Origin of the sequence: Pseudomonas xionganensis (assembly GCF_009763245.1) — a bacterium.
In the GTDB taxonomy this organism is placed as follows: domain Bacteria; phylum Pseudomonadota; class Gammaproteobacteria; order Pseudomonadales; family Pseudomonadaceae; genus Aquipseudomonas; species Aquipseudomonas xionganensis.
Window position 1 is genome coordinate 126,793 of record NZ_WKJZ01000003.1, and the last position, 14,695, is coordinate 141,487.

Here is a 14,695-nt window from a genome sequence, read left to right on the forward strand (position 1 = left end):
CTAGCCCCGACCGAAGAAGCGATAGAACTCGCGCATCTCGGCCTGGGCATCGCTGACGCTGACCGGGGTAAAACGCAGCGGATGATGGGCCGGACACTGGGCCAACCGGCCCTGATCCAGCGGGTGCAGCCAGCCCAGCAGAGGGTAGCCGCCCATGGTCTGGTGGTCGGCCTGAAGGATGATCGGCTGGCCATCCGGCGGCACCTGGATGGCGCCACGACTGACGCCCAAAGACCATTGCCGGCGTGGCACCTGCAGCGCCTCCCCTTCCAAGCGGGCGCCCATACGATCCGAGTGGGGGCTGAGCTGCCAGACCTGGGCGAAGAAGGCCTGCAGCTGATCCTCCTCGAAGCTGGCGGCATCGCCGCCGGTGATCACCCGCAGCAGCGGCTTGGCCTGGTAATCCGGCTGAAAGGGCCAGGGCACACTGACCCGTCGCAGGAAGCTGGCCGGCCGACAGGCCAGCCGATCCCCCGCCTGCAATGGCCGGCCGGCCCCATCCACACCGCCCAGTCCCTCGCGCATCTGACTGCTGACGCTGCCCAGCACCGCCTTGCCGGCAAAGCCCCCGCCCACAGCCAGGTACAGGCGCTGGCCGCTGCGGGCAAAACCCAGGCGCAGCACCTGGCCACGACGCAACGGCAACCGGGTCCACAGCGGCATGGGCTGCTTATCGATAGACAGCGGCACGTCGGCCCCGCAGAGGGCCACCCAGGTATCCCGTTCAGCCTCTAGTTGCACATCGCCCAGGGCAATTTCCAGCAGCGGCGTGCCCCAGGGGTTATCCAGCAGGCGATTGGCCCAGGCAGCGGCCTGCAGATCCATCACCCCGGAGGGGGACACCCCCAGGTGCTGCCAGCCATAGCGCCCAGCATCCTGCAGCAGGCTCTGCGGGCCCGGCTTGAGCACGCGCAGGCCTTTCATGGCTGGCCGCCTTCGGCGCTAAAGGTCGCCTCATCTATTGGGCGAAACCGCACCCGATCGCCCTGATTCAGCGGGCAGGGTGGCGTGCGGCTCAGATCGAACAGCGGCCAGGGGCAGCGTCCCAGCAGGTGCCAGCCTCCGGGCGAGGCATGCGGGTAGATGGCGGTCTGGCGCTCGGCGATGGCCAGGCTGCCGGCTGGCACATGCAGGCGCGGCGTGGCCCGACGTGGCAATACCAGACGCGAGTGCAGCTGGCCCAGGTAGGCAAAGCCCGGGGCGAAGCCGATGGCGCCCACCCGGTACTCACCTGCGGCATGCAGCCCGATCACCTCGGCCACACTCAGCTGGCACAGGCGCGCCACCTCAAAGAGATCCTCGCCGTTATACAGAATCGGCAATTCATGCACCCGACCAGGGCTGTGCAAGCCGGGCTGCGCCAACCAGGCTTCCAGCAGCGGTTTGAGCTGCTCGGCCAGGGCCAGGTGGTCGGTGCGGCTCAGGTCATAGTGCAGCAGCAGGCTGGTCCAGCCCGGCACCCGATCCAGCAGCAGATGGCCCAGGCGCTGGTCGATCTGCTCGGCCAACTGGGCGATGCGCCCTGGCAGCTCGGCATCCGGTTCCTCGGCCAGCACCAGCAACAGAGACTCGGCGCCGGCAGGCTCGATACGGATCATCGCGGCTGCCCGGCGCTCACGACAGCGTGTCCAGCTGCGCGCGCAGGCGCCGCAGCACGGCCAGGGACTCGGCATTGTCGCCATGCACGCAGAGGCTGTCGGCCTGCAGGCGCAGGGGCTTGCCGTCGATGTCGGGGAAGGCTTCGCCCTGGGCGATGGCCAGGGCCTGATCGAGGATGCGTTGCGGCTCGTGATGCACCGCGCCGGCCAACCGCCGCGGCGCCAGACGCCCATCGGCCAGGTAGGCGCGGTCGGCAAAGGCCTCGAAAATCAGCGGCACCCCGGCTGCCTCGGCCAAACGCCGCTCGCGGCTGTTATCGGCCAGGGCCAGGGTCATCAGCGGCAAACCCGCCCGGTAGCGGGCGCAGGCCTCCAGCACGGCGGCGAAGAGCACATCATCGGCCAGCATGTCGTTGTACAGGGCGCCATGGGGTTTGACATAGGCCAGTTCAGTGCCGGCCACCCGGCAGAAGGCCTCCAGGGCGCCGAGCTGATAGAGCAGCATGGCCGTGACCTCCTCCGGCGCGCAGGCCATATGCCGACGGCCGAAGCCCTGCAGGTCCGGGTAGGCGGGGTGGGCACCGATGCTGACGCCATGCTGGCAGGCCAGCGCAACGCTGTGCTGCATGGTCAGCGGGTCGCCAGCATGAAAGCCGCAGGCCAGGTTGGCCTGATCGACCAGGGCCATGGCATGGGCATCGTCACCCATGCGCCAGGCGCCGAAGCTTTCACCCATATCGCAGTTGAGCAGGATCGTTTTCATGCCCACAAGCTTAGAGCCACAGCCAGGGCGATACCAGCGCCCCGAGCCTCAGTAGACATCGCGCCGGTAGCGCCCATCCTCTAGCAGCGCCTCGACCACCGCATCGCCCAGCACGTCGCGCAGTACGGCATCGACACCGGCGGCCATGCCCTGCAGGCTGCCGCAGACATAGATCGACGCCCCCTGCGCCAGCCATTCACGCAGGGGCTCGGCCGCCTCGCCCAGCGCATCCTGCACATAGTGCTTTTGCGCCTGGTCGCGGGAGAAGGCCAGATCCAGGCGCGCCAGCCCACCCGTGGCCAGCCAGTCCTGCACTTGCGCCCGGCAGTAGAAGTCATGCACCGCATTGCGTTCGCCAAACAGCAGCCAGTTGCGCCTGTGACCCTGGGTGATGCGCGCCTTGAGCAGGCTGCGCAAGCCGGCCAGGCCGGTGCCATTGCCGATCAGGATCAGCGGCCGATCATCATCCGGCCCATGAAACTGGCGGTTGTGCCGCACCCGGGCCCGCACCACGCCCTGCAGCGGCGCCTGCTCGGTCAACCAGCCGGAGCCCAGGCCGAGGGTGCCATCGGCCTGGCGCTGCTGCCGTACGATCAACTCCAGCACGCCTTCAGTGGGCAGGGAGGCGATGGAATAGTCGCGGCACGCCTGTTCATCGGCCTGGCCCGGCAGCACCTGGAGAATATCCCCGGCCTGCCAGGTCATACCCGGTGCAGGCTGCAGACGCAGAAGAAAGGTCGGCGCGCCCGCGCTGCCCGGGTTCAGGCACTCGCGGCCAAGCAGGCGACACTCGCCAAACGGCTGGGGCTGCACGGCGTATTCCCTGATGCCGGTCAGGTCAGCCAGCTGGCGCTGCCAGTCGGCCAGGGCCGCCGCATCGCCGTTGTCCACCTGCACCGGGCTGAACAGGCTCCGCGCGCCCTGCTGGCTCAACCAGCCCTGCACGCGCTGGGCAAAACCGCAGAACTGCTGGTACTGACGGTCGCCCAGGGCCAGCATGGCATAGCGCAGATGCTCCAGCCCCAGGCTTTGCCCGAGCAGCTTGCGCTCAAAGCCCCGGGCATTGTCCGGCGCCTCGCCATCGCCAAAGGTGCTGAGCACGAACAGGGCATTGCGCGTCTGCCGCAGGGCCTGCTCATCGAGCCGGGCCAGCGGCTGCACGCTGACCGCCAGCCCCGCGGCCTGCAGGTGGCCGGCGGCCTGCCAGGCCAGTTGCTCGGCAAAGCCGCTCTGGCTGGCGAAACCGACCAGCCAGCTGTCTGCCCCCTGCCCCACTGGCGCCAGACGCTGGCGGGCGGCTGCCGCAGCGCGCTGCTTGCGCCGCCGGTCGAGGTACAGCAGCCAGCCGGTGATGGCAAACAGCGGCATGGCCAGGCTGGTCAGGAACATCAGGATGCGCCCGCTCAGGCCGAAGTAACTGCCCACATGCAGGGCGTAGACGCTGGCCAGCAACTGATCGCCAAAGGACCGTTCGGCATAGCGCTGGTGGTGAGTCACGGCGCCACTCGACGGCTCCAGGCCCAGTTGATTGAGGGCGCGTTCATGGGCGGCGTCTGCCAGCCGGTAGAAGACCGTCAGCGGCTGCCCGGGGGCGCCCGGCAGGCGCAGGCTGTAAGCGCTCAGACCCGGGCCTGCGGCCGCCTGCAGGCGGGCCCAGACGGCCGGGTAATTGACCTCGGGACGCTCGCCACCTGCAGGTGGCGGGCCGCGACGGCCACGCTCCTGCCCCGCCGGCTCACTGCTGAGCAGCCGGGTCAGGCCTTCACGGTACCAGTCGTAGGACCAGTACAGGCCGGTCAGGGCCGCGCACAGGTAAAACAGCAGGCACCAGGTACCTGCCACGGCGTGCAGGTCCCAGTTGAACGACCGACCCCGCCTGGCCCAGTCCAGGGTCAGCCAGGCGCGCCAGTTCAGCGCCTGGCGCGGCCAGCGCAGGTACAGCCCGGACAGGCAGAAGAAGATCAACGCCAGGGTACTGGCGGCGGTGATCTGCTTGCCGGTATCACCCATGGCCAGGAAACGGTGCAGGCGCAGCATCAGGTCGAAGAACGCCTGGCCGTCCGGGGTGCCCAGCACGTCACCGCTGTAGGGGTCGACATACACCGAAGGGCCACGGCGCTCACCGGGTGCCGGCGCCAGATGGGCCCGTGCGGCGTGGCCGCTGTCGAGTTCCAGGGTCAGGCCCACCACGCGCTGCTGGCTGGCGCGCTCGATACGCGGTATCAGCTCAGCCGGCGGCAGGACGCCCGTGTCACGCACCTCGACCTGCAGCACCTCGGGGTTGAGCAGTCGCAGCAACTCGTCCTGAAACGAATAGGCGGCGCCGGTCACGCCCATCAGCGCCAGCACCAGTCCGGCGCTGATGCCCAGCAGCCAGTGCAGTTGAAAGAGAAGTTTCTTGCCCACGAGAAGCCACCTGAAAGAAATGACGGCCACCACGGCCGCCAGTGCGACGCAATTCTATTTGAGAATCAGTTTCGATTGATGGGCTGGCAGGCGTCTTTACGCCTTATTTACACAGCCACACAACAGCAGACCCCGCCGCGCTGGGCGCGAACGGGGTCTGTGGGTTCAGCGGGGTGGAATTTAGAAGCTGTAGGTGGCCGACAGCACAGCCGAGCGACCGTCGCCGTATTCGATGGCCGAGGAACGCGCATCGGTGCCCGGGGTCTGGCGCACCCGCTCAACATAGTCCTGATCGAACAGGTTGTTGAGGTTCAACTGCAGCTCCAGGTTGTTGCTCAGCTGATAGCCGACCATGGCGTTATGCAGCCAGTAGGCATCCAGCTTGGCGCGGCTGCTGGTGCTGACGTTGCGCTCGCTGACATAGCGGGCGCCGTAGCCCAGGGTCCAGCCAGCCGGCAATTCGTAGGAGGTCCACAGGTTGAACGAGCGCGGCGGTGTATTGGCCAGCGCCTGGCCTTCACGGGCGATCCCGGCGGCGGTATCGGCAGCCTTGAGGGTTTCGCTGTCGAGGAAGGTGTAGTTGGCGAAGACATCCCACTGCTCGGTGATATGCCCGGTCACGCCCAGTTCGACACCCTGCACGCGCTGCTCGCCGGCCAGCTGGCTGCTGCCGTCAGCCATGGTTTCCCGGGCGTTGCTTTTCTCGACGCGGAACACCGCGGCATCCAGCTCCAGGCGACGGTCGAACAGCTCCCACTTGGTCCCCAGTTCCCAGGTCTTGTTCTTCTCCGGGGACAGGTCGGCGGTGTTCTCATTGATGCCGCTGCCGGTGGTGGCGAGGAACTCGGCCGTGGGGTTGAACGAGGTGCCGTAGGCCACATAGATGCGCCCGTTCTCGGCCGGCTTGTACACCAGGCCGACACGGCCGCTGAACATCTCGTCGCGGGTGTCGAGCTTGGTCAGGGTACCGGCTGGCAGGGCGACGTTCTTGTACTCGCCGTCGATCCAGTCGTAACGCAGGCCGAGATTCAGGTCCCATTCGGGTGCCAGGGCGACGGTGTCGAAGACATACAGTGCCTGGTTCTCCAGCTGGGTCGAGGTGTCGGCGGTGCGGGTCTTGTTGATCGGGCCGCTCCAGTAACCCGGCGGGTTGCCGAGCTCATAGCCGTCGGCCGGATAGAGTGCAGCGCCCAGGCCATGGTTGTAGGTGACGCGCTCGTAGTCCTCGCGGGAGATCTCGACCCCGGCCGCCAGGCTGTGCGCCAGGCCGAAGGTGTCGAAGTCGGCACTCAGGTTGGTCTGGTTGATCCACAGTTCGCTGTTGACGTCACGACCGTAGGCCTGGGGGCCGGCCGGCTTGTAGTTGCCCGCCGGCACGCCGGTGGTGTTGGCGTGGGAGGCGGAGATCACCGTGTTGCGATCGATCTGGCTGTAACGGGTCAGGTTCTGCAGGCTGAGGCTGTCGTTGAAGCGGTGCTCCAGCTTGACGGTAAAGGAATCGGTTTCGATCTCGTCCTTGTCCAGGTTGCTGAAACCGAAGTAGTCGTCACGGTCGACACCGGCGAGCTTCTTGCCGTCACGGGCCGGCACGCCGTAATCGGGCAGGATGTCATCGCTCTGGTGGAAATAGCTCAGGGTCAGGCGCGTATCATCGCTCAGGCCCAGGGCCAGGGAAGGCGCGAACCCCCAGCGCTCGCGGTCGATCTTGTCACGGCCGGGTACATCATTCTCATGCAGCATCAGGTTGAGGCGCATGGCGCTGTCGGTGCCGACGCCATCCAGGGTCTGGTTGCTGTCCAGGGTCAGGCGGTGGTAGTTGTCGGTACCCAGGCTGCCGCCGATGCGGGTGAAATCGCGGCCCAAAGGCTGCTTGGTGACCTGGTTGATGCTGCCGCCGGTGGTGCCGCTGCCGCCGAACACCGAATTGGGGCCCTTGATGACTTCCACCGCCTCGATGTTGAAGGTGTCGGTGCGGTTGGTCTGGGTGCTGTCGCGCAGGCCATCGATCTGCATGTTGGCGTTGGCGCCGAAGCCGCGGATATTGATGCTGTCGCCCGAGCCACCACCGCCCTCGCCGGCGGTGAAGGTGATGCCGGAGACATTCGACAGCACCTGACGCAGGCTCAGGGCCTGTTGTTCTTCGATCACCTTCTGCGGCACCACACTGATGGTCTGCGGGGTATCGAGCAGCGGCGCGGTGTACTTGGGCGACGCCGAGGTGGAGGTCTTGTAGCCCTCGGCCTGCGTGCCGGTAACGGTGACGCTGTCCAGCTCAACCGCGCGCTTGGCAGGCTGGCTCGGGGCCTGTTCGGCGACCGCGACTGCGGCCCAGGAAGCCACGGTCAGACCGATGGCGGTGGCCAGGAGTTGACGCTGCGGCAGACGGGCCGCCTTGACAGAAGATGCACGCATGAGAACAAGCCTCCAATAAAAACGAGGCGTGATTCTATTTGATAAATATTCTCATGCAACAGTTATTTTCATCATTGCTGAGAAAGTTCCCCTGCCCGAGACTTTTCTACAGGGCCGGGAAAAACAACCGGCTGCTGTCGATATCGCGCAGATAAGGGCAGCCGCACAGCGCCATGGTCACTTCCAGCTCGGCGCGCAACAACTGCAGCACATGGGCCACTCCCACCGCGCCGGCGGTGGCCAGGCCATGGATGAAGGGCCGCCCCACCAGCACCGCCTGCGCGCCCAGGGCTAGGGCCTTGAACACATCGCTGCCGCGGCGAATACCGCCGTCAAGCAGCAGCGGCACCCGTCCCTGCACTGCAGCCGCGACTTCCGCCAGCACCTCGATGGTCGCGGGCAGGCCATCCAGGGTCCGCCCCCCATGGTTGGAGACGATCAGGCCGTCAGCCCCCTCGGCCACCGCCCGACTGGCATCCTCGGCGCCCATCACGCCCTTGAGCAGGATCGGCAGCCGGGTCAGCGAGCGCAGCCAGGCAAGATCGGCCCAGGTGGGCGCAGCCGCCAGCAGGGGGCCACCCAGCAGCAGGCTGCCCTGCCCCGCCTGCGCCTCATGTTGCAGAGGCCGCATGCCCCGCAGATTGACCGCTTCCACTCCAGGCGGCAGGAGGAAACCGGCACGCTGCTCGCGGTTACGCACCCCGCTGACCGGCGCATCCACCGTCAGCACCAGGGCCTGGTAGCCCGCCGCTTCGGCGCGCCGCACCAGGGCCTCGGTAAAGGCCCGGTCCGGCTGGATATACAGCTGAAACCACAACGGGCTGTGGGCCTGGGCGGCGATCGCTTCCAGGCTGTGGCTGGCCTGAGTGCTGACCACCATGCCGGCCTGCAGCGCCGAGGCGCCCAGCACAGCGGCCAGCTCGCCCTCGGGGTGAGCCAGGCTCTGGTAGGCCACCGGGGCCAGGAAGATCGGGTGTGCAAAGCGCTGGCCAAACAGCTCCAGCAGGGTATGGCCCTGGCTGAGGTCGGCCAGCACGCGGTTGCGCAGACGGATCCGGCGAAAGGCGGCCAGGTTGTCGGCCAGGGTCAGCTCGTCTGCCGCGCCGCCATTCATATAGGCCCAGGCCTCGGGCGTCATGCGCGCGCGGGCGTAGGCTTCATAGTCGGCCACTGCGGCGATCTGCGGCGGTATCTGCTGCAGCTTGGGCAGGGGCGCGCTCATGTCTGCGACCACTGGCGCACCAGGTTGTGGTAGATGCCGGTCAGGCGTACCAGCTCGGGGCTGTCCGGCACCTCTCGGCGCAGGGCCTGGATGCTGTCATCCAGCTCCAGCAGCACGCTGCGCTGGGTGTCCTCGCGCACCAGGCTCTGAATCCAGAAGAAGGCCGCCAGCCGCGCACCGCCGGTCACCGGCTCGACCCGATGCAGGCTGCCGCTGGGGTAGAGCAGCAGGTGCCCGGCCGGTAACTTGGCCCGGTGGCTGCCGAAATGATCCTGCACCACCAGCTCACCGCCTTCGTATTCATCCGGCTCACTGAAGAACAGGGTGGCCGACAGGTCGGCGCGGATGCGATGGGCGCTACCCGGCACGCTGAACACCGCATTGTCGATATGGTCGCCATAGTGGCCCGTATCGGCATAACGGTTGAAGCGTGGCGGCACCACCTTGAGCGGTAATGCGGCGGCCATAAAACGCGGGTGCTGAGCCAGCTGGGCGAGGACGAAATCTCCCAGCTGCTGGCACAGCGGGTCGTCCTGGGCCAGCTGCTGGTTGGTCTTGACCTGCACCGCCTGGTGGCCGGCGGTTTGCCGCCCATCCTGCCAGCTGGCCTGGTCCAACGCGCTGCGGCACTGACGCACCTGCTCGGGGCTGAGCACATCGGCAATGTGAAGCATCATGTTCAGAACATCCTCGGTGAGGCGTGCATAAGCACGCACCAAATGAAAATGATTCTAAATAATGAATAGGCTTCAGGACAGCCCCGCACTCGCCAATATCAGCCGGCCAAATGAAAACGCCCTGCTTGCGTACAAGCAGGGCGCTACGGATGACCTCAGGCCTTCTTCAGGCCTTAGAGGTAAAAGGCCTTCAGTGGCGGGAAGCCATTGAACTCCACCGCGCTGTAGCTGGTGGTGTAGGCGCCGGTGGACAGCCAGTAGAGGCGGTCACCGATGGCCAGGTTGAGCGGCAGGCCGTACTTGTAGTGCTCGTACATGATGTCGGCGCTGTCGCAGGTCGGGCCGGCGATCACCACCTCCTCCATCTCGCCCTTCTTCTCGGTCCAGATGGGGAACTTGATGGCCTCGTCCATGGTTTCGATCAGGCCGCTGAACTTGCCCACGTCGGTAAAGACCCAGCGCTCCACGGCGGTGCGCGACTTGCGCGACACCAGCACCACTTCACTGACCAGGATGCCGGCGTTGGAGATCAGCGAGCGGCCCGGCTCCAGGATGATTTCCGGCAGGTCGTCGCCGAAGTCGTCCTTGAGGAAGCGGATGATTTCCTCGGCATAGGTTTCCAGACTGTTGGTGCGGGTGATGTAGTTGGCCGGGAAGCCGCCGCCCATATTGATCATCTTGAGGACGATGCCGTCTTCTTCCTTGAGGCGCTCGAAGATCACCTTGACCTTGGCGATGGCCGCGTCCCACACGCCGATATCGCGCTGCTGGCTGCCCACATGGAAGGACACGCCATAGGGCTCCAGGCCCAGCTGGCGGGCGAGGATCAACAGGTCCATGGCCATATCGGTCTGGCAGCCGAACTTGCGCGACAACGGCCAGTCGGCGCTGGTGGAGCCTTCGGTGAGGATGCGCACATAGACCTTCGAGCCTGGCGCGGCCTTGGCGATATTGCGCAGGTCGGCTTCCGAGTCGGTGGCGAACATGCGCACGCCCTTCTCATAGAAGTAGCGGATGTCCTTGGACTTCTTGATGGTGTTGCCGTAGCTGATGCGCTCGGGGCCAACGCCGCAGCCCATCACCTTGTCCAGCTCGTAGATGGAGGCGATATCGAAGCTGGAGCCCTTTTCCTTGAGCAGGTTGATGATCTCCACCGCCGGGTTGGCCTTGACTGCGTAGTAGATCTTGGCGAAGTCGAAACCGGCGCGCAGGTCATCGTAGGCCTTGCTGATGATCTGGGTATCGATCACCACGAAGGGGGTTTCGTGCTGATCGGCAAAGGCCTTCATGCGGTTAAAAGTGGCGGGTGCGTAGAAATCTTCGATCTTGATCGACATGCGGTCACTCCAGTGGCAAAACCAGAAACACATTGATTCGGGCAATGGAACCGGGCACAGGTTCCATTACGTGTCGGGGGTGGCTCGGCGGTTAACCCGCACGGGCAGAACGTCTGATCAGTTTCCCCACTTTGGTTCGCCTACTTCCCAAGGCATGTCGCCGATGATTGCCGCTCTTTATCAGGCAGAGCCGCAACCTCTCGTCGTCAGTACTTGAGCCGGATGGATCGTTGCCAGCATGGACGTTCGGGCGCGGACTTTAAGACCATGCGCAGCGTAGATCAACCAAAAATGCCGGGCTTTTACAGGGTTTTGTCGCCTACCCGATTGATCGTTTTATATTCAACACAAAACGTCCGGGAATGCTGCACAAAAGCCCGTTTCCGGCCGGCTCGACCGCCTGGCCATAGCGTCCGGCGCGGCGCCGCGTTTACCGTTATAATCGCCGCCTTTTTTGACAGACCGACTACAGCGTCGACAGGTTTCCCACATGAGCATTCAGGCCGCCGAAGTCGCCAAGCGCCGCACCTTCGCCATCATCTCCCACCCGGACGCCGGTAAGACCACCATCACCGAGAAGCTGCTGCTGATGGGCAAGGCGATCGAGGTCGCCGGCACGGTGAAGTCGCGCAAATCCGACCGCCACGCCACCAGCGACTGGATGGAGATGGAAAAGCAGCGCGGCATCTCCATCACCACCTCGGTGATGCAGTTCCCCTACCGCGAGCACATGATCAACCTGCTCGACACCCCCGGTCACGAAGACTTCTCCGAAGACACCTACCGCACCCTGACCGCGGTGGACAGCGCCCTGATGGTGCTCGACGGCGGCAAGGGTGTGGAGCCACGCACCATCGCCCTGATGGATGTGTGCCGCCTGCGCGACACGCCCATCGTCAGCTTTATCAACAAGCTGGACCGCGATATCCGCGACCCGATCGAACTGCTCGACGAGATCGAGGCGGTGCTCAATATCAAGGCCGCGCCCATCACCTGGCCGATCGGCTGCTACCGCGACTTCAAGGGCGTGTACCACCTCAGCCAGGACAAGATCATCGTCTACACCCCGGGCCACGGCCACGAGCGCACCGCGACCCAGGTGATCGAGAAACTCGACTCGGATGAGGCCCGCGCCCACCTGGGCGACCTGTACGACAATTTTGTCGAGCAACTGGAGCTGGTACAGGGCGCCTGCCACGCGTTCGACCAGGAAGCCTTTATCAAGGGTGAGATGACCCCGGTGTTCTTCGGCACCGCCCTGGGCAACTTCGGTGTCGATCAGGTGCTCGACGCCGTGGTCGACTGGGCCCCGCGCCCGCTGGCCCGCGCCGCCCACGAGCGGGTGGTGGAGCCGACCGAGGAGAAGTTCACCGGCTTCGTGTTCAAGATCCAGGCCAACATGGACCCCAAGCACCGCGACCGCATCGCCTTCATGCGCATCTGCTCGGGCAAGTACGAAAAGGGCATGAAGATGCGCCATGTGCGGATCAAGAAGGATTTGAAGATCGCCGATGCCCTGACCTTCTTCTCCAGCGAGCGAGAGCACCTGGACGAGGCCTTCGCCGGCGACATCATCGGCCTGCACAACCACGGCACCATCCAGATCGGCGACACCTTCAGCGAAGGCGAAGTGCTGGGCTTTACCGGCATCCCGCACTTCGCCCCGGAACTGTTCCGCCGCGTGCGCCTGAAGGACCCGCTGAAATCCAAGCAGCTGCGCCAGGGCCTGCAGGAACTGGCCGAGGAAGGCGCCACCCAGGTGTTCTTCCCCGAGCGCAGCAACGACATCGTCCTCGGCGCCGTGGGCGTGCTGCAGTTCGACGTGGTCGCCAGCCGCCTCAAGGAGGAGTACAAGGTGGAGTGTGCCTATGAGCCCATCAGCGTCTGGTCGGCGCGCTGGATCGAGTGCGACGACAAGAAGAAGCTGGAAGAATTCAAGAACAAGGCCGTGGAAAACATCGCCATCGACGGCGGCGGCCACCTCACCTACCTGGCCCCGACCCGGGTCAACCTGAGCCTGATGGAAGAGCGTTGGCCAGATGTGAAGTTCCGCGCCACGCGCGAGCATCACTAACCGCACCCTCTCCCCAACCCTCTCCCGCCAGCGGGAGAGGGGGCCAACCGCGACAAACCTTCAATCCGCGATCAACTTCGCGGACTTTGGCTAAACCGCCGCTCCCCACAAACAACGCGATTAGCTCCCCTCGCCCGCCTGCGGGTGCTGTAAGCCATCGAGAGCCGATCAACCTCACGATCCTTGGCCTACCCGCCAATCCCACAAGCACCGAGATTAGCTCCCCTCGCCCGCTTGCGGCAGAGGGGCTGGGGGAGAGGGCTGCTTTTGCTCCACCCATAACCGCAATTGCTCAAGAACCGCATCCATTTGCTGCAGCACCTCATGATTCCAGCAGCGCAGCACGGTAAACCCCTGCTCTTGTAGCCATAAATCACGCCGCTGGTCATAAGCCACCTGCCCAGTATGCTGACCACCATCCAGTTCAATGATCAGACCTATCTCCAGGCAAGCGAAGTCCACGATGTAACGACCCAAAGGCTTTTGCCGCTTGAACTTCAGCCCCATAAAGCGGTGACCGCGCAGTTGCCGCCACAGACAACCCTCCGCATCCGTCATTTCTCGCCGCAGCGCCCTGGCGCGCTCCCGCAACAGCCTGTCCATAAGCTACCCTGCTCCCTGCACAGCGTCCTTTACGGATAACCCTAGCCCATGCACCTGATCGATACCCACACCCACCTGGACTTCCCCGACTTCGATGCCGACCGCACCGCGGTGCTGGCGCGCAGCCGGGCGCAGGGGGTGGAGAAGCTAGTGGTACTGGGGGTTTATCAGGCCAACTGGCAGCGCCTGTGGGATCTGGTGCAGGCCGAGGATGACCTGTATGCCGCCTTTGGCCTGCACCCGGTCTATCTCGACCAACACCAACCGGCACACCTGCATGAGCTGCACGACTGGCTGCAGCGCCTGGCCGGCCAGCCAAAACTGTGCGCGGTGGGCGAATTCGGCCTGGATTACTTTCTCGAACAACTGGATCGCAGCCAGCAGCAACAGCTGTTCGAAGCCCAGCTCAGGCTCGCCATGGAGCTCGAACTGCCCGCCCTGCTGCATGTGCGTCGCGCCCATGCTGCAACCATCGCCACCCTCAAGCGCCTCAAGCCAGCGCGCGGCGGCATCATCCATGCCTTTTCCGGCAGCCTTGAGGAGGCCCGCGAATATATCAAGCTGGGCTTCAAGCTCGGCCTGGGCGGTGCACCCACCTGGCCCCAGGCCTTGCGCCTGCGCAAGGTAGTGGCGCAACTGCCATTGGAGGCCCTGGTACTGGAAACCGATTCGCCGGACATGGCCCCGGCCATGTACCCCAACCAGCGCAATAGCCCGGAATACCTGCCCGCTATCTGCGCCGCCCTGGCCGAGCTACGCGGCATAAGCCCGGACGAGCTGGCCGAGGCTAGCAGCCAGAACGCCCGCACCCTGTTCGGCTGGCCCTGAAACGACGAAGCCCACCAAATGGCGGGCTTCGTCAAGGTATCGCGCGATTTACACGCGGAACGCGCCAATCAGCTCCTTCAGACGGCTGACCAGGAGCGACAGCTCACGGCTGGCCTGGGCCGTCTGGCTGGCGCCTTCGGCAGCCTGTTCACCGGCCTGATTGATCTCGACGATATTCTGGTCGATATCCTGGGCCACCGCGGTCTGCTCTTCGGCCGCAGTGGCGATCTGCTGGTTCTGATCGACGATCATGCCCACCGCGCCGAGGATATTGTCCAGGGCCGCTTGCACCTTGGACGACTCGCTGACGGTGCTGTCAGCCATCTTGTGGCTGGCGCCCATGGCTTTCACCGCTGCACCGACACCGCCCTGCAGCTTGCTGATCATCGCTTCAATTTCTTCAGTGGACTGCTGGGTACGCTTGGCCAGATTGCGCACCTCATCGGCCACCACGGCGAAACCACGGCCCTGCTCACCGGCCCGCGCCGCCTCGATGGCGGCATTCAGCGCCAGCAGGTTGGTCTGCTCGGCAATGCCCTTGATCACATCCAGCACCTGGCTAATGGATGCACTGTCCGTGGCCAGCTGGTTGATCACCGCCACCGACTGATCGATCTCACCGGCCAGCCGCTGGATGCTGCCGACCTGGGATTCAACCAGGGCGCGGCCGGTCACGGTTTCGTCATTCACACTCTGGGCGCTGTCCACCGCAGCGGCGGCGCTGCGTGCCACTTCCTGAGCGGTGGCGGACATTTCGTTCATGGCGGTGGCCACC

12 protein-coding genes are annotated in these 14,695 nt (G+C 65.1%); 2 read left to right on the forward strand and 10 right to left on the reverse strand.

The annotated features are described in order from the left end of the window. The 8 genes from GJV18_RS15450 to GJV18_RS15485 form a co-directional block, all read right to left on the reverse strand. Positions 1 to 924 carry a 5-oxoprolinase subunit C family protein gene (locus GJV18_RS15450; protein ID WP_160347201.1) on the reverse strand — a complete coding sequence of 308 codons (924 nt, stop codon included), beginning with the start codon at positions 922 to 924 and terminating at the stop codon, positions 1 to 3. Then, the gene (gene pxpB, locus GJV18_RS15455; RefSeq protein WP_160347203.1) at positions 921 to 1,598 is read right to left on the reverse strand and encodes a 5-oxoprolinase subunit PxpB; all 678 of its coding nucleotides are present in this window, start codon (positions 1,596 to 1,598) and stop codon (positions 921 to 923) included. Before pxpB ends, GJV18_RS15450 begins: the two co-directional genes overlap by 4 nt. Positions 1,599 to 1,614: 16 nt before the next feature. Further along, a complete protein-coding gene (locus GJV18_RS15460; RefSeq protein ID WP_160347205.1) occupies positions 1,615 to 2,361 on the reverse strand; it encodes a 5-oxoprolinase subunit PxpA in 747 nt (248 codons plus the stop codon). Positions 2,362 to 2,409: 48 nt separating this feature from the next. After that, a complete protein-coding gene (locus GJV18_RS15465) occupies positions 2,410 to 4,767 on the reverse strand; it encodes a PepSY domain-containing protein (RefSeq protein ID WP_160347207.1) in 2,358 nt (785 codons plus the stop codon). A 180-nt stretch (positions 4,768 to 4,947) separates the two neighbouring features. After that, positions 4,948 to 7,179, reverse strand: coding sequence for a TonB-dependent receptor (locus GJV18_RS15470; RefSeq protein ID WP_160347209.1), 2,232 nt, complete (start codon positions 7,177 to 7,179; stop codon positions 4,948 to 4,950). 106 nt (positions 7,180 to 7,285) lie between these two features. Next, positions 7,286 to 8,401, reverse strand: a complete 1,116-nt coding sequence (locus GJV18_RS15475; RefSeq protein WP_160347211.1) for an alpha-hydroxy acid oxidase — start codon at positions 8,399 to 8,401, stop codon at positions 7,286 to 7,288. After that, the gene (locus tag GJV18_RS15480; protein ID WP_160347213.1) at positions 8,398 to 9,078 is read right to left on the reverse strand and encodes a Fe2+-dependent dioxygenase; all 681 of its coding nucleotides are present in this window, start codon (positions 9,076 to 9,078) and stop codon (positions 8,398 to 8,400) included. The genes GJV18_RS15475 and GJV18_RS15480 overlap by 4 nt, the downstream gene beginning before the upstream one ends. 173 nt (positions 9,079 to 9,251) lie before the next feature. Next, entirely contained in the window at positions 9,252 to 10,415 is a 1,164-nt protein-coding gene (locus GJV18_RS15485; protein ID WP_160347215.1) for a type III PLP-dependent enzyme, read from the reverse strand. Between the two features lie 490 nt (positions 10,416 to 10,905). Between GJV18_RS15485 and GJV18_RS15490 the strand changes: the two genes are divergently transcribed. After that, a complete protein-coding gene (locus GJV18_RS15490) occupies positions 10,906 to 12,489 on the forward strand; it encodes a peptide chain release factor 3 (protein ID WP_160347217.1) in 1,584 nt (527 codons plus the stop codon). Positions 12,490 to 12,705: 216 nt separating this feature from the next. Here GJV18_RS15490 and GJV18_RS15495 read toward each other — a convergent pair whose 3' ends face one another. Next, positions 12,706 to 13,092, reverse strand: a complete 387-nt coding sequence (locus GJV18_RS15495; RefSeq protein WP_178113464.1) for an endonuclease domain-containing protein — start codon at positions 13,090 to 13,092, stop codon at positions 12,706 to 12,708. Positions 13,093 to 13,140: 48 nt separating this feature from the next. Here GJV18_RS15495 and GJV18_RS15500 point away from each other — a divergent pair, with 48 nt between their 5' ends. Further along, positions 13,141 to 13,920: a TatD family hydrolase gene (locus GJV18_RS15500; protein WP_160347219.1), complete on the forward strand. Its 780-nt coding sequence runs from the start codon at positions 13,141 to 13,143 to the stop codon at positions 13,918 to 13,920. A gap of 48 nt (positions 13,921 to 13,968) precedes the next feature. Here the strand turns inward: GJV18_RS15500 and GJV18_RS18940 are convergent, their stop codons facing one another. Next, a complete protein-coding gene (locus GJV18_RS18940) occupies positions 13,969 to 14,682 on the reverse strand; it encodes a methyl-accepting chemotaxis protein (protein WP_407692369.1) in 714 nt (237 codons plus the stop codon). Between the last annotated feature and the right edge of the window lie 13 nt (positions 14,683 to 14,695).